General features: G+C 73.3%; 13 protein-coding genes. 6 read left to right on the top strand and 7 right to left on the bottom strand.

Features of this window, described 5'->3' with window-relative positions:
* Positions 1-71 precede the first annotated feature (71 nt).
* From FHS07_RS05230 to FHS07_RS05215, 4 genes are all read left to right on the top strand, one after another.
* On the top strand, positions 72-1,700 hold the full coding sequence (locus FHS07_RS05230; RefSeq protein WP_183418793.1) for an AtzH-like domain-containing protein: 1,629 nt from the start codon (positions 72-74) through the stop codon (positions 1,698-1,700).
* A 44-nt stretch (positions 1,701-1,744) separates the two neighbouring features.
* Positions 1,745-2,932, top strand: coding sequence for a pyridoxal-phosphate-dependent aminotransferase family protein (locus FHS07_RS05225; RefSeq protein WP_183419411.1), 1,188 nt, complete (start codon positions 1,745-1,747; stop codon positions 2,930-2,932).
* 139 nt (positions 2,933-3,071) lie between these two features.
* Complete coding sequence (locus tag FHS07_RS05220) at positions 3,072-4,355, top strand: allantoate amidohydrolase (protein ID WP_183418792.1); 1,284 nt, start codon at positions 3,072-3,074, stop codon at positions 4,353-4,355.
* 88 nt (positions 4,356-4,443) lie between these two features.
* Positions 4,444-5,301 carry a PhzF family phenazine biosynthesis protein gene (locus FHS07_RS05215; protein WP_183418791.1) on the top strand — a complete coding sequence of 286 codons (858 nt, stop codon included), beginning with the start codon at positions 4,444-4,446 and terminating at the stop codon, positions 5,299-5,301.
* Between the two features lie 654 nt (positions 5,302-5,955).
* On the opposite strand, the gene FHS07_RS05210 is transcribed toward FHS07_RS05215, so the two are convergent.
* The 4 genes from FHS07_RS05210 to FHS07_RS05195 are packed head-to-tail and all read right to left on the bottom strand — an operon-like array spanning position 5,956 to position 10,507.
* Positions 5,956-8,901: a molybdopterin cofactor-binding domain-containing protein gene (locus FHS07_RS05210; protein WP_183418790.1), complete on the bottom strand. Its 2,946-nt coding sequence runs from the start codon at positions 8,899-8,901 to the stop codon at positions 5,956-5,958.
* Positions 8,898-9,059, bottom strand: coding sequence for a hypothetical protein (locus tag FHS07_RS05205; protein ID WP_183418789.1), 162 nt, complete (start codon positions 9,057-9,059; stop codon positions 8,898-8,900). Before FHS07_RS05205 ends, FHS07_RS05210 begins: the two co-directional genes overlap by 4 nt.
* Positions 9,056-9,889: an FAD binding domain-containing protein gene (locus FHS07_RS05200; protein ID WP_183418788.1), complete on the bottom strand. Its 834-nt coding sequence runs from the start codon at positions 9,887-9,889 to the stop codon at positions 9,056-9,058. The genes FHS07_RS05205 and FHS07_RS05200 overlap by 4 nt, the downstream gene beginning before the upstream one ends.
* Positions 9,890-9,892: 3 nt before the next feature.
* The gene (locus FHS07_RS05195) at positions 9,893-10,507 is read right to left on the bottom strand and encodes a pyridoxine/pyridoxamine 5'-phosphate oxidase (protein ID WP_183418787.1); all 615 of its coding nucleotides are present in this window, start codon (positions 10,505-10,507) and stop codon (positions 9,893-9,895) included.
* A gap of 107 nt (positions 10,508-10,614) precedes the next feature.
* Here FHS07_RS05195 and FHS07_RS05190 point away from each other — a divergent pair, with 107 nt between their 5' ends.
* A complete protein-coding gene (locus tag FHS07_RS05190) occupies positions 10,615-11,637 on the top strand; it encodes a methylenetetrahydrofolate reductase C-terminal domain-containing protein (protein ID WP_183418786.1) in 1,023 nt (340 codons plus the stop codon).
* A gap of 178 nt (positions 11,638-11,815) precedes the next feature.
* On the opposite strand, the gene FHS07_RS05185 is transcribed toward FHS07_RS05190, so the two are convergent.
* Positions 11,816-12,481, bottom strand: a complete 666-nt coding sequence (locus FHS07_RS05185) for a class I SAM-dependent methyltransferase (protein WP_246383112.1) — start codon at positions 12,479-12,481, stop codon at positions 11,816-11,818.
* Between the two features lie 37 nt (positions 12,482-12,518).
* On the opposite strand from FHS07_RS05185, the gene FHS07_RS05180 reads away from it, so the two are divergent.
* Positions 12,519-13,985 carry a dihydrolipoyl dehydrogenase family protein gene (locus FHS07_RS05180; protein WP_183418785.1) on the top strand — a complete coding sequence of 489 codons (1,467 nt, stop codon included), beginning with the start codon at positions 12,519-12,521 and terminating at the stop codon, positions 13,983-13,985.
* 53 nt (positions 13,986-14,038) lie between these two features.
* On the opposite strand, the gene FHS07_RS05175 is transcribed toward FHS07_RS05180, so the two are convergent.
* Complete coding sequence (locus FHS07_RS05175) at positions 14,039-14,665, bottom strand: CDP-alcohol phosphatidyltransferase family protein (RefSeq protein WP_183418784.1); 627 nt, start codon at positions 14,663-14,665, stop codon at positions 14,039-14,041.
* Between the two features lie 47 nt (positions 14,666-14,712).
* Positions 14,713-15,405 (bottom strand): TVP38/TMEM64 family protein, encoded by a 693-nt coding sequence (locus FHS07_RS05170; RefSeq protein WP_183418783.1) that lies wholly within the window; start codon positions 15,403-15,405, stop codon positions 14,713-14,715.
* Positions 15,406-15,415 lie beyond the last annotated feature (10 nt).

Here is a 15,415-nt window from a genome sequence, read left to right as displayed (position 1 = left end):
CGCACGGCGGGGGCGCGAGTCGGCGTGTTTCGGACACTCGACGGGCTGCGACCCCGCGGGGAGGAGAAGCGATGACGGGTGCCACCATCCCCGCCGACCTGCGCGAGGCCTTCGACGCGTACGAGTGCGCCATCGTCGCGAACGACCTCGACGCCCTCGACGCGTTCTTCGCGCCCGGACCCGACACGCTCCGCGGCGACACGGCGGGACTGCTCGTCGGCCATGACGCGATCAGCGGGTTCCGGTCGCTGCGCGGCGGCGTGCCCCCGCGCGACATCGCCGACGTCCACTACCGCCCGCTCGCCACGGCCACCACCGACGCGAGCACCGACGGCGACGTCGCCCTGCTCATGTCGGTGTCGCAGTTCCGCGGCGGCGGGCGAGGCCTGCAGACGCAGGTGTGGCAACGCATCGACGGTCGGTGGCTCATCACCGCGGCGCACGTGACGCCGCGCACGCCTCCGCTCGACCGCACCATCTGGCGCAGCGTCGGCGATCCGTTCCTGCAGGGGGCGTGGGAGGGACCGCTCGAGGGACTCACCGTCGCGGTGAAAGACCTGTTCGCCATCGCCGGTTTCCGTATCGGCGCGGGCAACCCGACATTCCTCGAAGAAGCGCGGCCCGAGAAGGCCACCGCCCCGGCCGTCGCCGACCTGCTGCGAGCCGGCGCGTCGCTGCGCGGTATCGCCCGCACCGACGAGTTCGCCTACTCGATCGCCGGAGACAACGCCCACTACGGCACGCCGCCCAACGGCGCGGTGGTCGGTGCTCTGCCCGGCGGGTCGTCGAGCGGACCGGCATCAGCGGTCGCCCTCGGCCACGCCGACATCGCCCTCGCCACCGACACTGCCGGTTCCATCCGCGTCCCGGCGTCGTACCAGGGGCTCTGGGGGCTGCGCACGACCCACGACCTCGTCCCCCGACAGGGCATGCTGCCGCTCGCGCAGTCGTTCGACACGATCGGCTGGCTCACCCGCGACGGCGACACCCTGCAGCGTGTGGCCGACTGGTGCCTCAGCTACGACGGCTCCGCGTCCACCGAGAACGTGTACGGCGCCGCAGGCAGCGACCTTCCCTGGCGGTTCGTGATCCCCGAAGAGATCCTCGACTGCGCCGACGCCGCTACCCGCGAGGAGTTCTCGCGCTTCCTGGCCGGGCTCGCGGCATCCGACGACCCGCCCTCGTTCCGCGCGGTGCACACGGGAGACCTGGATGCCGGCTTCGCGGCGTTCCGCACCGTGCAGGGCGCCGAGGCGTGGCGCAACGACGGCGAGTGGCTGCGCGCGCATCCCGGTGCCGTGGGCCCGGCGGTCGCCGAACGCTTCCGCGTCGCCGCGCAGATCACCGCCGACGACGAACGGGCGGCGCGCAGCGGCCTCGAACCGATCGCCGCGCACCTGGCCGAGCTCGTCGACGGTGCCGTCATGGTCTTCCCCACCGTCCCGGGTCCCGCACCTCAGCGCACCGCCGATGTCGACGCGGTGCGTGCGGCCACCCTGCGCATGACGGCCCCCGCTGCCATCGCCGGTCTCCCGGCGATCTCGGTGCCGCTGCTCACCGTCGACGGCGCCCCCGTCGGCGTCTGCCTCGTGTCGCGTGCGGGCACCGACATCGCGCTCGTGCGCCTCGCCCGCCGGCTCGCCGCCCTGTCGGCATCCTCTCGTGCTTCCGCCCCCTCCCGCCCCATGGAGACCCCGTGAACAGCCAGCTCCCCGGCCCCATCGACCCGCCCGCCCGTCTCCTCATGGGCCCCGGGCCCATCTCGGCGTACCCGAGCGTGCTGCGCGCGATGGGGGCGCCGCTCGTCGGCCAGTACGACCCGTTCATGACCGCGACGATGACCGAGACGCAAGACCTCTACCGCCAGGTCTGGGGCACCGGCAACGACGCGACGCTTCTCATCGACGGCACCAGTCGCGCCGGCATCGAGGCGGCGATGCTCTCGCTCATCCGCCCGGGCGATCGCGTGCTCGTGCCCGTCTTCGGTCGGTTCGGGCACCTTCTCGCCGAGATCGCCGAGCGCGCGCTCGCCGAGGTCCACACGATCGAGGTCCCCTGGGGTCAGGTCTTCCCCGTGTCGGCGATCCGCGAGGCGGTCGAACGGGTCAAGCCGCACCTCGTCGCCTGCGTGCAGGGCGACACGTCCACCACGATGCTCCAGCCGCTGGACGAGATCGGCGAGATCTGCCGCGCGCACGGGGCCTTGTTCTACACCGACGCCACGGCGTCCCTCGGCGGCAACCCGTTCGAGATGGATGCCTGGGGATTGGATGCCGCCACCGCGGGCCTGCAGAAGTGCCTCGGCGGGCCGTCGGGGTCGGCGCCGATCAGCCTGTCGGAGCGGGCCGTCGAGGTGGTGCGCTCGCGCGCCCGCGTCGAGGCCGGAATCCGGGAGGAGGGCGATGCCGTGGCATCCGACTTCATCCGCTCGAACTACTTCGACCTGGCGATGATCCTCGACTACTGGGGCCCGCGGCGCCTGAACCACCACACCGAGGCGACGACGATGCTCTACGGCGCGCGGGAGTGCGCGCGCGTTCTGCTGCTAGAGGGGCGCGACGCCGTGATCGCGCGGCACCGGCTACACGGCGACGCCATGCTCGCGGGCGTCGAAGGCCTCGGCCTCACGGTGTTCGGCGACGTCGCACACAAGATGACGAACGTCGTCGCGGTCGAGATCCCCGAGGGCGTGGTGGGCGACGCGGTACGGTCGGAGCTGCTGAGCGACTTCGGCATCGAGATCGGCACGTCGTTCGGTCCACTGCACGGCCGCGTCTGGCGCATCGGCACGATGGGGTACAACGCGCGCACCGACGCCGTGCTGACCACCCTCGCCGCGCTCGAGGCGGTGCTGCGTCGCCACGGCGCAACGGTCGCACCCGGTGGCGGGGTCGAGGCCGCGCAGGGCGTGTACGCGGCGGCGCGCTCGTGAGCACCGTTCCCGCCGGGTGTGCGCCGGTTCTGCGGCCGGCTGGTATCGCAGGCCCTGCGCTCGTGAGCGCCGTCCTCGCCGGGCGTGCGCCGGTCCTGCGGCCGCCCGGTCTCGCCGGCCCGGCGAGCGGGGCCCGACCATGACCACCACGACCCGCCTGCAGGTCGCGCCCGAGCGCATCGCCTCGGCGGCGCGGCGGATCATGGGGCGGTGCGAAGAGCTGGCCCGGGTCACGGCGACCCCGGGCAGCATCACGCGCGTGTACCTGTCGCCCGAGCACGCCCGGGTCAACCGCCTGTCGGCGGAGTGGATGCGCGAACTCGGCATGACCACGAGACAGGATGCCGCGGGCAACCAGGTCGGACGCCTCGCCCCGGCCGGAGCCCCCGACGCCCCGGCGCTGCTGATGGGCTCGCACCTCGACACCGTCCCCGACGCCGGACGCTTCGACGGCATCGTCGGGGTGCTCATGGCCCTCGAGGTCGTGCGGCTCATCCGCCTGGTCGACGACGAGGGCACGGCGTCCAGTCCCTTCCCGTTCGCGCTCGAGGTCATCGCCTTCAGCGACGAGGAGGGCACGCGGTTCGGCAAAGCCCTGCTCGGCTCCTCGGCGGTCGCCGGACAGTGGGACGCATCGTGGTGGGACCTGATGGATGCCGACGGCTACACGCTGCGCCAGGCCTTCCGCGAGTTCGGGCTCGATCCGGGCCGCATCGGCGAGGCCGCACGACGCCCCGACGAGCTCGTCGCCTATCTGGAGGCGCACATCGAGCAGGGGCCCGAGCTGCACCGCAGCGGCCGGGCGCTCGCGGCCGTGTCGTCGATCGCGTCTGCGCGCCGCTTCCAGCTGGTCGTCGAGGGCGAGGCGCGGCACGCCGGCGGCACCCCCTACGACATGCGCCGCGACGCCCTGCTCGGTGCGAGCGAAGCGGCCCTCGCGGTGGAGCGCATCTGCCGCGGCGAGCATCACATCATCGGCACCGTCGGCCAGCTCGAGGCGTTCCCCGGCGCGGTGAACGTCGTGCCCGGCGAGGCGCACTTCTCGCTCGATCTGCGCGGCGAGTTCGACGCCAGCCGCGACCACACGTGGGACGAGATCTCGCACGAACTCGATGCCATCATGGGCCGCCGCGGCCTGCGCTGGCGAGCCCGCGAGGTGCACAGCGCACCGGCCGTCTTCTGCGCCCCGCTGCTGCAAGACGTGGTGCGCGCCGGTATCGGCGGCGAGGCGCCGACCCTGTTCAGCCGTGCCGGCCACGACGCGATGGCGATCGGGGCCATCACCGAGGTGGGCATGCTGTTCCTGCGCAACCCCGACGGCATCAGCCATCACCCCGACGAGGCGGTGACCGGTGCCGACGTCGCCGCGGGACTGCGGGCACTCGCCGAGGCGGTGCTGCACCTGGGGGCGGAGCCCCGCTGAACCCGGCGCGCGACGTCGGTCATCGACAGGTCCACTCATCCCCGATCGGCCCTCGGATCCACCGCGAGCCCTGCGCGAGAATCGTGGAATGACCGACACACCCGGCATCCTGCAGCTGCTCGCCTTCGCCGCCGAACCCGGAGGTGGCAACCCCGCGGGCGTCGTCCTGGATGCCACGACCCTCGACGACGCGCAGATGCAGCGCATCGCGGCTGACCTCGGCCACCCCGAGACGGCGTTCGTGACCGCGCGCGAAGGCGATCGCGTCGCCGTGCGGTACTTCTCGCCCGACGACGAGGTGCCCTTCTGCGGACACGCCACCATCGCGACAGCGGTCGCGCTCGCCGAGATCGAGGGCGCCGGCAGCTACGTCTTCGACACCGCCGCGGGCGCGGTCGACGTGGTCGCCGAGCGCGACGCCGGGGGTGCCATGGGCGCCGGTTTCACCAGCGTCGAGCCGCGGATCATCGACCTGGAGCCCGAGGTGGCCGACCGCCTGCTCGGCTTGATGGGCCTGACCCACGACGCCCTCGACGAGCGGATGCCGCTGGCGCAGTCCTTCGCCGGCAACCTGCATCCGGTCGTCGCCGTGACCGCGCGGGAGGTGTTCGACACGTTCACCTTCGATCCCGGCGCGATGCGGGAACTCCTCGACGAACGCGGATGGAAGGGCACCGTCATCGTGGTGCACGTCGCGGGCGGCGTCGCCGACGGCCTCGTCGTCGAGGCCCGAAACCTCTTCCCCGTCGGAGGCATCACCGAAGACCCCGCCACGGGCTCCGCCGCAGCCGCGCTGGGGGCGTATCTGCGTGACCGCGTCGGCGTTCCCGCTCCCTTCGGTTTCACCGTGCGGCAGGGGCGGCACATCGGTCGGCCGAGCGTGCTGCAGGTCGAGGTCCCGGCATCCGGCGGCATCGTGGTGCGGGGCGGCGCGACGCCGCTCTGACCGCGGGCCGGGTTGCGGCGACCCGCGGCTGCGGGGAGGCGCGCCGCGTGTTGGGGCGGGGATTGTGCAGCGGGGCGGGTTGCGGTCGCCCCGGTGCACAAAACGTGCCCCGAACCGGGATCCGGCGGTCGTGCGAGCGGGCCCGCGTGTTGGGGCGGGGATTGTGCAGCGGGGCGGGTTGCGGTCGCCCCGGTGCGCAGATCGTGCCCCGAATCCGGATCCGGCGGTCGTGCGAGCGGGCCCGCGTGTTGGGGCGGGGATTGTGCAGCGGGGCGGGTTGCGGTCGCCCCAGTGCACAAGACGTGCCCCGAACCGGGCCTGGCGGCCGTGGGTGGTGCGCCGGGGCCAGCGGGATGCCGTGGACTTGCTGCCGCAGGGAGAGTGCGGCGAGCTGGGTGCGGCGGGCGTCGGGGGAGCGCATCAGCATTGGGGCGGAGATGGCGCGTTGGGGCGGATACTGCCCGCCCCAACGCGCGAAACGCGCCCCGAAGTCGTCGAGCCCGCCCCGCCCTCGTCGAGCCCGCCCCGAACTGGTCGAGCCCCCGCCTCAAACTCGTCGAGCCCCGGCCCCGAACTGCTCGAGGCCGCCGCCCCCGCCCCACCTCGCCGCCCCCGCCGTCACCGTGTGCACGCGGTCTCGCCCGCGCGAAGGCCTCACTCCCCGCCGGCCAACCTCCACACGCGATCCCGCGAGAACGGCAGCTCGTACCCCCGGCGCCCGAGAGCCCGCGACACGGCGTTGCCGATCGCCGCTCCCACCGGGTTGTAGGGCGACTCGCTCATCGACTTCGCGCCGAACGGACCCAGCGTGTCGTCGGTCTCCGCGAAGTACACCTCGGTGTCGGGCACGTCGGCGAACTGGGGCACGCGGTACGTGCGGAACACCGGGTTCTGCACCACCCCGTCCTCGACGTACACCTCCTCGTACAGCGCCCCGCCGAGGCCCTGGGCCACGCCGCCCTCGACCTGACCGCGGCACTGCGCCGGATTGATGACGACGCCGGCATCGGCGGACTGGATCGACTGGAGCACCTTCACCGTGCCCGTCTCGGGATCGACGGCCACACGCGCCGCGTGAACGTTGAACGCGAGCGAGCGATAGTCGCCGAATTCCGCGCCGTCTGCGGTCAGCCCGTCGATGGTCTGATACCCGGCGGGGGCCGCGGCGATGATCCGCTCCCACGTCACGATCTCGTCTCCCACGCGCACTCCGGATGCCACGAGCTCCGCGCCGAGGCTTCCGGCGCCGGATGCCGCGCCCCCTGCGCCGCCGCCGGCCACGGATGCCGCGCCCCCGCCTGCCACGGATGCCCTGCCCCCCGCGGCATCGCCTCCCGCCAATTCCGTCGCGATCTCGACCATCCGTCGTCGCAAGGCCGTGCAGGCGCCGAAGAGCGCCTTGCCGGCCACGACGGTGCCGGCGGAGGCGAAGGCACCCGTGTCGTGCCGCACCGCGTCGGTGTCGGCGGCCCACAGTTCGAGACGGTCGAGGGGGGCGTCCAGCACGGTCGCGGCGATCTGCCGGTGCACGGTCGAGGTGCCGTTGCCGAACTCGGCCGTGCCCACCCGCAGCAGGTAGGTGCCGTCGGGACGCAGGGTCGCGGTGGTGTGCGCGATGTGGCCCCGGGGCGCCATGGTGGCGATCATGGACGCTGCCATCCCCTCGCCGACGAGCCAGCCGTCGGGGGCGTCGACACCGTTGCCGCGACGCAGGGCGCCCTCGGCGAGGTCGAGGCACTGGTCGAGGCCGTAACTGCCCCAGATCAGGTCTTCCTCGTACTTGTCGTCGTCGGGGTGCAGCGGGTCGCCCTCGCGCACGGCGTTGATGCGGCGGAGATCGAACGGGTCGATGTCCAGCTCCACGGCGAGGGCGTCGAGCGCCGACTCGACGGCGAACACCACCTGTCCGAGCCCGTAGCCGCGGAACGCCCCCGACGGCGGGTTGTTCGTGTAGACCGCCTCGGCGTCGATCCACTTCACCGGCACCCGGTACAGCGTGGTCGATTCGGCGCACGAGTGGAACAGCACTCCGATCGCGTGATTGCCGTACGCGCCGGTGTCGCTGAGCACGTCGATCTTCATCGCGGTGAGGGTGCCCCCGGCATCCGATCCGAGGGTCACGCGCACCCGCATCGGATGCCGCAGCGACGCTCGGACGAACTGGTCGGTTCGCGAGAACTCGTACGCCACCGGGCGTCCGAGTTTCAGCACGGCCAGCGCCGTGAGGTCTTCGGTGAACAGCTCCTGCTTGCCGCCGAAGCCCCCGCCGACCCGCGTGGCGAACACGCGGACGCGATCGCGCTCGAGGCCGAAGATGTGGGCGAGCTCGTCGCGCGCGAGGAAGGGCACCTGCGTGGACGATCGGATGACGAGACGCCCGTCGTCGTCGAGCCACCCCACGGCGCCATGCGTCTCGAGGGCCGCGTGGGTGACGCGCGACGACCGCCACTCGCCGGTGACGGTGGTGTGGCTCTCCGCGAGCGCCGCGTCGACGTCGCCGCCGTGACCGGTGTGGAAGCCGGCGACGACGTTGCGCCCGGCTGCCATGACCCGTTCCGCGGGCGTGCGGTCGGGGTGCAGCAGCGGGGCGCCCGGGCGGCGGGCCTCTTCGGGGTCGAACACGGCGGGCAGCACGTCGTAGTCGACGACGACCGCGCGGCATCCGGCATCCGCCGCTTCCGCCGTTTCGGCGACCACCGCGACCACGCGCTGACCGACGTGGCGCACGACGTCGTCGAGCATGCGCGTGTCGTCGGGATCGTCAGTGCGATGCTCATGGCGGCCCGTCGAGTACCGCAGGTCGGGCACGTCGTGGTGGGTGAAGACCGCGACGACCCCCGGTACGGCGAGGGCGGCCGCGGTGTGGATCGCACGCACGCGGGCGTGTGCGTGAGGCGAGACCACCACCCGCAGCACGAGGGGCGGGCCGCCGGGCACGGGTTCGTCGAAGGTGAACGGCTCGCGGCCCTGGACGATGCGCCGGGCGGCCTCGGGCACGGCCGAGGTGCCGACCAGGCCGGTGGGTGGTCCATCTGCAGGATCGCCGGGGCCGCAGTGCGCTCCCGGGGCGGATGGTGCGCCGGTCGGGATGGGGGTCGGACATCCGGACGACCCCGTGCCGCCGGCCGCCGCGCCGGGGTGGCAGCCCGCCCCGGTCTCGCGCACCGGCCCCAGCACGGACTCGCGGATGGCCTCGCGGATCGGGCGGTAACCCGTGCAGCGGCAGAGGTTGCCCTTCATACGCCGGTCGAGATCATCGAGGTCGGCGGGGCTCAGCGTCGACGCGGTCACGCTCATCCCCGGCGAGCAGAAGCCGCACTGGAAACCGAACCCGGTCGCCAGGGCCTCCTGCACGGGATGCAGCTCGTCGCCCGGGGCGAGTCCCGCCGCGGTGGTGATCGCGCGTCCTTCGAGGCGCATGGCCGGAATGATGCAGGAGTGCGTCGGATCGCCGTCCAGCAGCACCGAGCACGCGCCGCAGTCGCCCGCGTCGCATCCCTTCTTCACCTCGACATGGCCCGTCTCGCGCAGGAGCGTGCGCGCGCTCTGGCCCGGCCTCGGCTCCGCGTCGACGGGGATGCCGTTGATCTCGAATCTCACGTGCGGGCTCCTCGACGGAGAACGTCGGGGCGCCCGGCGGGCCGTTCTCCGGTGATCGTGTCGTGGCGGGTCGGGCTGAGGGGCGCAACGGGGTACGCGATCGTGATTCCTCCGGAGATCGGCGCGTCATCGGCCGGGGTGACGAGACCGATGCTCACGCGGCGCCCTCCTGCAGGTCACGCGCCAGACCCTGGCGCACCCGCTCTGCGAGCACCACGCTCACGCCGCGACGCCAGTCGGCGCTGCCCAGCGGGTCGGTGTAGAAGTCGGTGGCGCTGGCCACGGCATCTCGCAGCTCGCCCGCCCCGGGGATGCGCCCGAAGCGGAGGACCCGGGGCCGGCGCACCGCCGCGGTCACCACGAATACGGCGGATCCGTCGGGGTCGACCCGGGCGGTGACGACCGCGCCCGATCGGCCGAGCTCGGCCAGGGCGATCTTGTGCAGGCCGACGCGGGCGCCGAGGGCATGGGCCGGGATGTCGAGGGCGCGCACCACTTCGCCCGGCGCGAGCGAGGTCGCGGCGTTGTCGATCACGAGGTCGGCCACCGCGATCACGCGCTCGCCGCCGTCGGGCGTCCAGATCAGCGCCGTGGCATCCAGGGTCGAGAGCAGCGCGATCATCGCCCCCGCGGCGAAGGCCTGGCAGACGTTTCCGCCGACGGTGGCGGTGTTCCAGATCTTGAAGGACGCCAGCAGCGCGTCGGCGGAGGGACGGGCGAGTGCGAGAGAGGTCCAGGCGGCGGGTGCGTCGCGCTCGGCCCAGGCGAGCAGGCGCGCGATCGTGCAGGTCGCGCCGATGCGCAGGCCCTCGGCCGTGATCTCGATGTCGGGCCAGCCCAACGTCGTGAGGTCGACGAAGCCCGTCGTGCCGGGCTGCGGCTCGCTCATGAGCCAGGTCCCCCCGGCGATGACGACCTCGCCGGGGCCGAGGGTGAGGTCGTCGCGCGTGCGGGCGGAGCGGAACGAGGTGACAGTGGTGATGTCCATGCGTCAGCCCGCCAGGATCCGTCCCGACCACCGGCCGTCGGTGAGCGTGTACTGCTGTCGGACGCTCTGACCGAGCAGATCGCCGCGCCAGAACGTCAGCGTCAGGGGGCGGACGCGGAACCCGGCCCATCGCTCCGGAGGATCGAGCGTCGGGTGCGCCTCGTCGAACTCGGCCCACAGGTGCCGGCGGTCGTACGCCGGCAGGCGGGCGTTGTCGTTCGTGTTCAGCCACGCCAGCAGCTGCAGGTACCGCGACCGCCGGCGGTAGGTCTCGGCCGCGGAGGCGTTGCTCACGCGCTCGACGATGCCCCGCACCACCAGCTGCCGACCCAGCTCGGGCCAGGCCACCGACAGGGCGGCGACGGGGTTCGCGGCGATCTCGGCGACCTTCTCGCTGGCGGAGTCGGTGTGAAAGTACAGACCGGTGGGATCTTGATCGCTCACGAGCACGTGCCGGAGGGAGGGGATGCCGTCGCGACCGATGGTCGAGAGCGCGGCGAGCGGGCGGAGCTCGCTGTCGTGCGCGGGGAGCCAGCGCACCAGTAGTGCGAGAGGGTCGTCGACGAGCGCGTCGATGTCGTCGACGTCGGAACCGAACGACGTTCCGGCTGTGATCATGGTGACCTCCGAGAGGCTGCGGGTACCGCCGAGCGTAAGGAGTGCTCGTTTCCACAATGTTGCCGCCATGAACATCGGTCGAAACACGTGCTCCCTACACTCCGGTCATGACCCTGCTGCCCCTCATCGACGTGTGCCCCAAGCACATGGAGTACGGCCCGTGCGGCGGTGTGGGCTTCGACGGCTCGTGCGAGATCGACCCCGCCCACCGCTGCGCATTCCTGCACCGCCCGACGGTGCCGTGGACGGGTGTGGACCGCGAGACCATCGTGCCGCCGTCGCCGCGCACGGATGCCGCAGCCGGCACCCTCGCCGCTCTCGGCACGCGAGCGTGGGTGGTGGCGGACCTTCCCGCGCGGGCGTTGAGCGTGGCATCCATCGACGCGTGCGCCGCCGTGTTGTCGGGAGAGGTGGATGCCGTGCTCGCCGGCGACGCGGGAAGCGCTCGGGTGCAGTTCCCTCCCGCGTACCGCGCGCACCTACTGCAGCGGCGGGGGCTGCGCGTCTGGAGCGGCGTGAACATGCGCGACCGCAACCGCGTCGCGATCGAGGGCGAGCTCGAAGCTCTCGCCGTCGAGGGAGTGGCCGGGGTGCACTGCGTGACCGGTGATCACACCCGAAAGGGGGACCGCCCCGACGCCGCCGCCGTCTTCGACCTCGACTCCACCGAGGCGACGGCCCTGGCGCGCGCGGCGGGTCACGTCGTCTCGGTCGCGGCATCGCCGGCTGCTCCTCCCGTCGAGCGACGCGCGGCGCGCCTGCGCGAGAAGCTGCGCGCCGGTGCCGACGTCTGCTTCGTCAACCACGCCGGCGGCGCGGCGCCCGTGCGCCGGTTCATCGACGAGGTGGGCGACGGCATCCGGTTCATCCCGTGCATCCCCGTCGTCGTCGACGAGGCCTCGGCCGACCTGCTGGAGTCGTTCACCACTCTCGTGCTGCCCGAGGGGTTTCTCGGTCGCATCCGCGACGCGCGCGATCCACGGGCCGAGGGGATCGCCCTCTCCGTCGCGCTCGCCGAGGAGATGCTCGCACTCCCCGGCGTCGTCGGCGTCAACCTGTCGGGCGGTCGCGAGGGCGCCGAGGAGTCGTTCGCCGAGGCGCTCGCGGAGGTCGCGCGGCGCGTGCGCTGACCCGGCGGCGGTGGGCGCGCCGCGGCGGGAGGGGATCGGGCGCACCGCCTACCGAACTCCGGGGATCCGGCCTCCGCGGGGGCGATTTCAGGTTCGGGCGACCGGTGCCGCCGTTCCTCCGGAGTTCCGCACGGCCGATCCGGACGCCCGGCTCCGAACCGGGCCGGGGAGGGCGGGGTCAGCGGGTGATGGCGGCACCGAGGTCGGCGGCGACCGCCACGAGATGGCCGCCCTTGCGCTCGGCGCGCTCGACCGCGCCCGGGTCGACGGCGTCGCGCTCGAGCAGCCGCCAGGGATGGGCGTCGATGTCGGCGCCGCCGGTGGCGCACGCCAGCAGCGCGAGCGGCTCGAGCGCGCGCCAACGGCCGTGCGGGCGCTGCATGTCGACGATCCCGGCGCGGCCGCCCGGGCGCACGGCGGCGCGGACGCGCCGCCACGCTTCCTCGCGCGCGGGCATGACACTGAGCGCATACGTCGAGAACACGGCATCCGCGCCTCGCCCGCCGGTGAGCGCGACCACGTCACCGGGATCGAGGGTTGCGGCGTCGGCCGGCACCAGCCGCACGCAGTCGTGCCACCCCATCGCCTCGACGCGGCGGCGGGCCACGGCCAGCATGTCGACACTGCGATCGATGCCGATCACGCGCCCCTCGGGCCCGACCGCGGCGAGCAGACCGGAGAAGTTCAGCCCCGTGCCGCACCCGAGGTCGATGACGGTGTCGCCGCGTCGGGGGCGCAGCAGACGGATGCCGGCCTCTCGGCCCGCGCGATAGACCCACTTCTCGCCCGAGAGCACGTCGTACCACCGTGCACCCGCGCCGTACCTGCGCATCAGCGTCGCCATCGTGCCACCCCCTCTGCGACCACCTTAGGCTTCGGGAATGACCACTCCGCCGGGGCGCCGCGCCCGCACGCTCACCCCCACCGAGGCCGGTCGCCTCACCTGGGATCTCGTCGTCATCGGGGCCGGGAGTGCGGGTCTGGTCGGTGCGCGCACCGCGGCCGCGCTGGGGGCGCGGGTGCTGCTCGTCGAGGCGAGGGACTTCGGCGGCGAGTGCCTGTTCACCGGCTGCGTCCCGTCGAAGGCGCTGATCGCGGCCGCCGACGCGGCCGAGGACGCGCGCGGCGCCCGCCGTCTCGGCATCCACGCGGGACCGGTACGTGTGGATTTCCCCGCGGTCATGGCGCACGTCAGACGCGCGATCGCCGAGATCGAGCCGGTCGACTCGCCCGACACCCTCGCGGCGAGCGGCGTCTACACGCTGCGGGGCCGGGCGCGCTTCGACTCTGCGCGATCGGTCGTCGTCGAGGGGGTCGGCATCCCCTTCCGCGACGCTCTGATCGCCACGGGGAGCTCGCCCGTGCTCCCGGCGGGGGCCGACACCGGTGCCGTGCTCACGAACGAGACGCTGTGGGACCTCGACGAACTCCCCGCGCGCTTACTGGTGCTGGGCGGCGGGGCGATCGGGTGCGAGATGGCGCAGGCGTTCGCGCGGCTGGGCAGCGAGGTCACGCTCGTGCATCGCGGCGACCGCCTGCTGCCCAAGGAAGACCCCGATGCGAGCGCTCTGATTCTCGACGCCCTTCGCGCCGACGGTGTCGACGTGCGGCTGCGCACCACCCTCGAGAGCGCCCTTACGCGGGACGCGGCGACGCTCGCGCGCCTGAGCGACGGCACGACCGTGACGGCAGACCGCGTGTTGGCTGCGCTCGGTCGCCGTGTCGACACGACGGGGCTGGGACTGGATGCCGCGGGCGTCCGCACCGAGTCCTCCGGGGCGGTCGCCGTCGATCGGACCCTCGCCACGAGCAACCCGCGGATCCGGGCGGCGGGAGATACGACGCCCCTTCCCCGGTTCACGCACACGGCCGGCATGTTCGGCAGCGTCGCGGCGACCAACGCCGTGCTCGGGCTGTCGCGGCGCGTCCGCCTCGACGACGTGCCGCGGGTGACCTTCACCTCTCCCGAGGTCGCGGCGGTGGGCGCCTCGTCGGCGGATGCCGCCGCCTCGGGCCTGCGCGTGGTCGAGACGGCGCACGCTCACCTCGACCGCGCGATCGCCGAGAACCGGACCGCAGGATTCACCCGACTCGTCGTCGACCGGAAGGGAAGGGTCGTCGGGGCGACGATCGTCGGACCGCGCGCGGGGGAGTCGCTCGGCGAGATGTCGACCGCGGTGTCGCGGGGTCTGACGGTGAGCGGCCTCGCGGGAGTGATCCACGCGTATCCGACATACTCGGACGCCGCGTGGAACGCCGCGGTGCGCGACGCGCAGAGCGCGCTGCACCGGGGCGTGATCGCCGCGGCGATCCGGCTGCTGCGCCGACTGCGCCGTCGTCGGCGCTGAGCGGGACGGGGCTCGCGCGGATCACGCGCCGTCGACGACCGAACGCGCCCGGCTCAGCGCAACAGGCGATACCCCGCGACCACGCGCTGCACCGCGCTCACGCCCACGAAAACGGCCCACACGAGGGCGATCTGCCAGGCCCAGAAGGGCAGGATCAACCAGAGCGCGTGCACGGCGATCGTCTCGGTACCCTCGGCGATGCGTCCGAGGAACGACAGCGAGCGCCCGTCATCGATGCGGCGCCCGGTGCGCTCGGCGATCGACGAGAACGCCAAGAAGGCGGTGCCGTTGACGTAGTAGGCCACCAGCACGAGGAGGAACGGCCACCAGGGGGCGTCGTAGGCCGCGCTCGCGCCCCACGCCACGCCGAAGACACCGGTACCGTACGCGATGAAGTCCGCCGTGATGTCGAGGAACCCGCCGGCCTCGCTCTCGCCGCCCCGGCCTCTCGCCCGTCGTCGCCGTGCCAGCGTGCCGTCGAGTCCGTCGGCGATACGCGACACGAGCCAGAGTGCGACCGCGACGGCCCACCACTGGGCTGCGGCCGCTCCGGCCGCCCCCAGGGCGAGGACGAGCCCCGCGACGGTGAGACGGTCGGGCGTGATCCCCGGGCGATCGAGGGCCGCCGCGGCGCGGTCGAGCGGCCGCGCGAGGGCTGCGCGCATCGCGCGGTCAATCACCGGAGATCCCGGCGCGGGCGCTCGTCACCGGCATCCCCGTGTCGCGATCAGGCATCGGACGCCTCCGCGCCCCGCCGACGGCGGACGACCGCCCCCGCGACCAGCCCACCCACCAGCAGTACACCGACCGCGGCCACCGCGATCCAGAAGCCCGCGCCGAGCTCCCATCCGAACGCGCCGAGGGCGACGTAGGCGGCCGATCCGGGGACGATTCCGACGGCGGTTCCGATGGCGTAGTCGCGCCGGCGCACCGCCGTCAGCCCCGCACCGTAGTTGATGAGGGTGAAGGGGATCACGGGGATCAGCCGCGCCCCCAGCACGGCGACGAGCCCGCGGCGCCCGATCGCGGCGTCCAACCGGGCCACCCGTGCGCCGGTGTAGTGCTCGACCGCCTCGCGTCCGAGCGCCCGGCCGATGACGAACGATGCCGCCGCCCCCAGCAGCGCGCCGACGTAGACCATCGCGAATGCCACCGGGAAACCCCAGACCAGACCGGCGGCCACGCCGAGGACGTTCTTCGGGGCCGGGCTCAGGGTGAGCGCCGCGTACAGCAGCGTGAACAGCACGGCGCCGCCGAGTCCGGCCGCGCTCGACCAGGCGCGGATCTGCTCGACGTCGTGCGGCACGAAGACGAAGCCAACCGTTGCGACGACGGCGACGAAGAGACCGAGAAGCATCAATCGGAGAAGGGGGCGGCGATCCGCACCGCGCACGGGCACGGCGTTGTCGTTCGGCTCCATCGATTCCCCT

It is taken from the genome of Microbacterium proteolyticum (genome assembly GCF_014192415.1).
GTDB lineage: Bacteria > Actinomycetota > Actinomycetes > Actinomycetales > Microbacteriaceae > Microbacterium > Microbacterium proteolyticum.
This window is presented reverse-complemented; position numbering and strand designations above follow the sequence as displayed.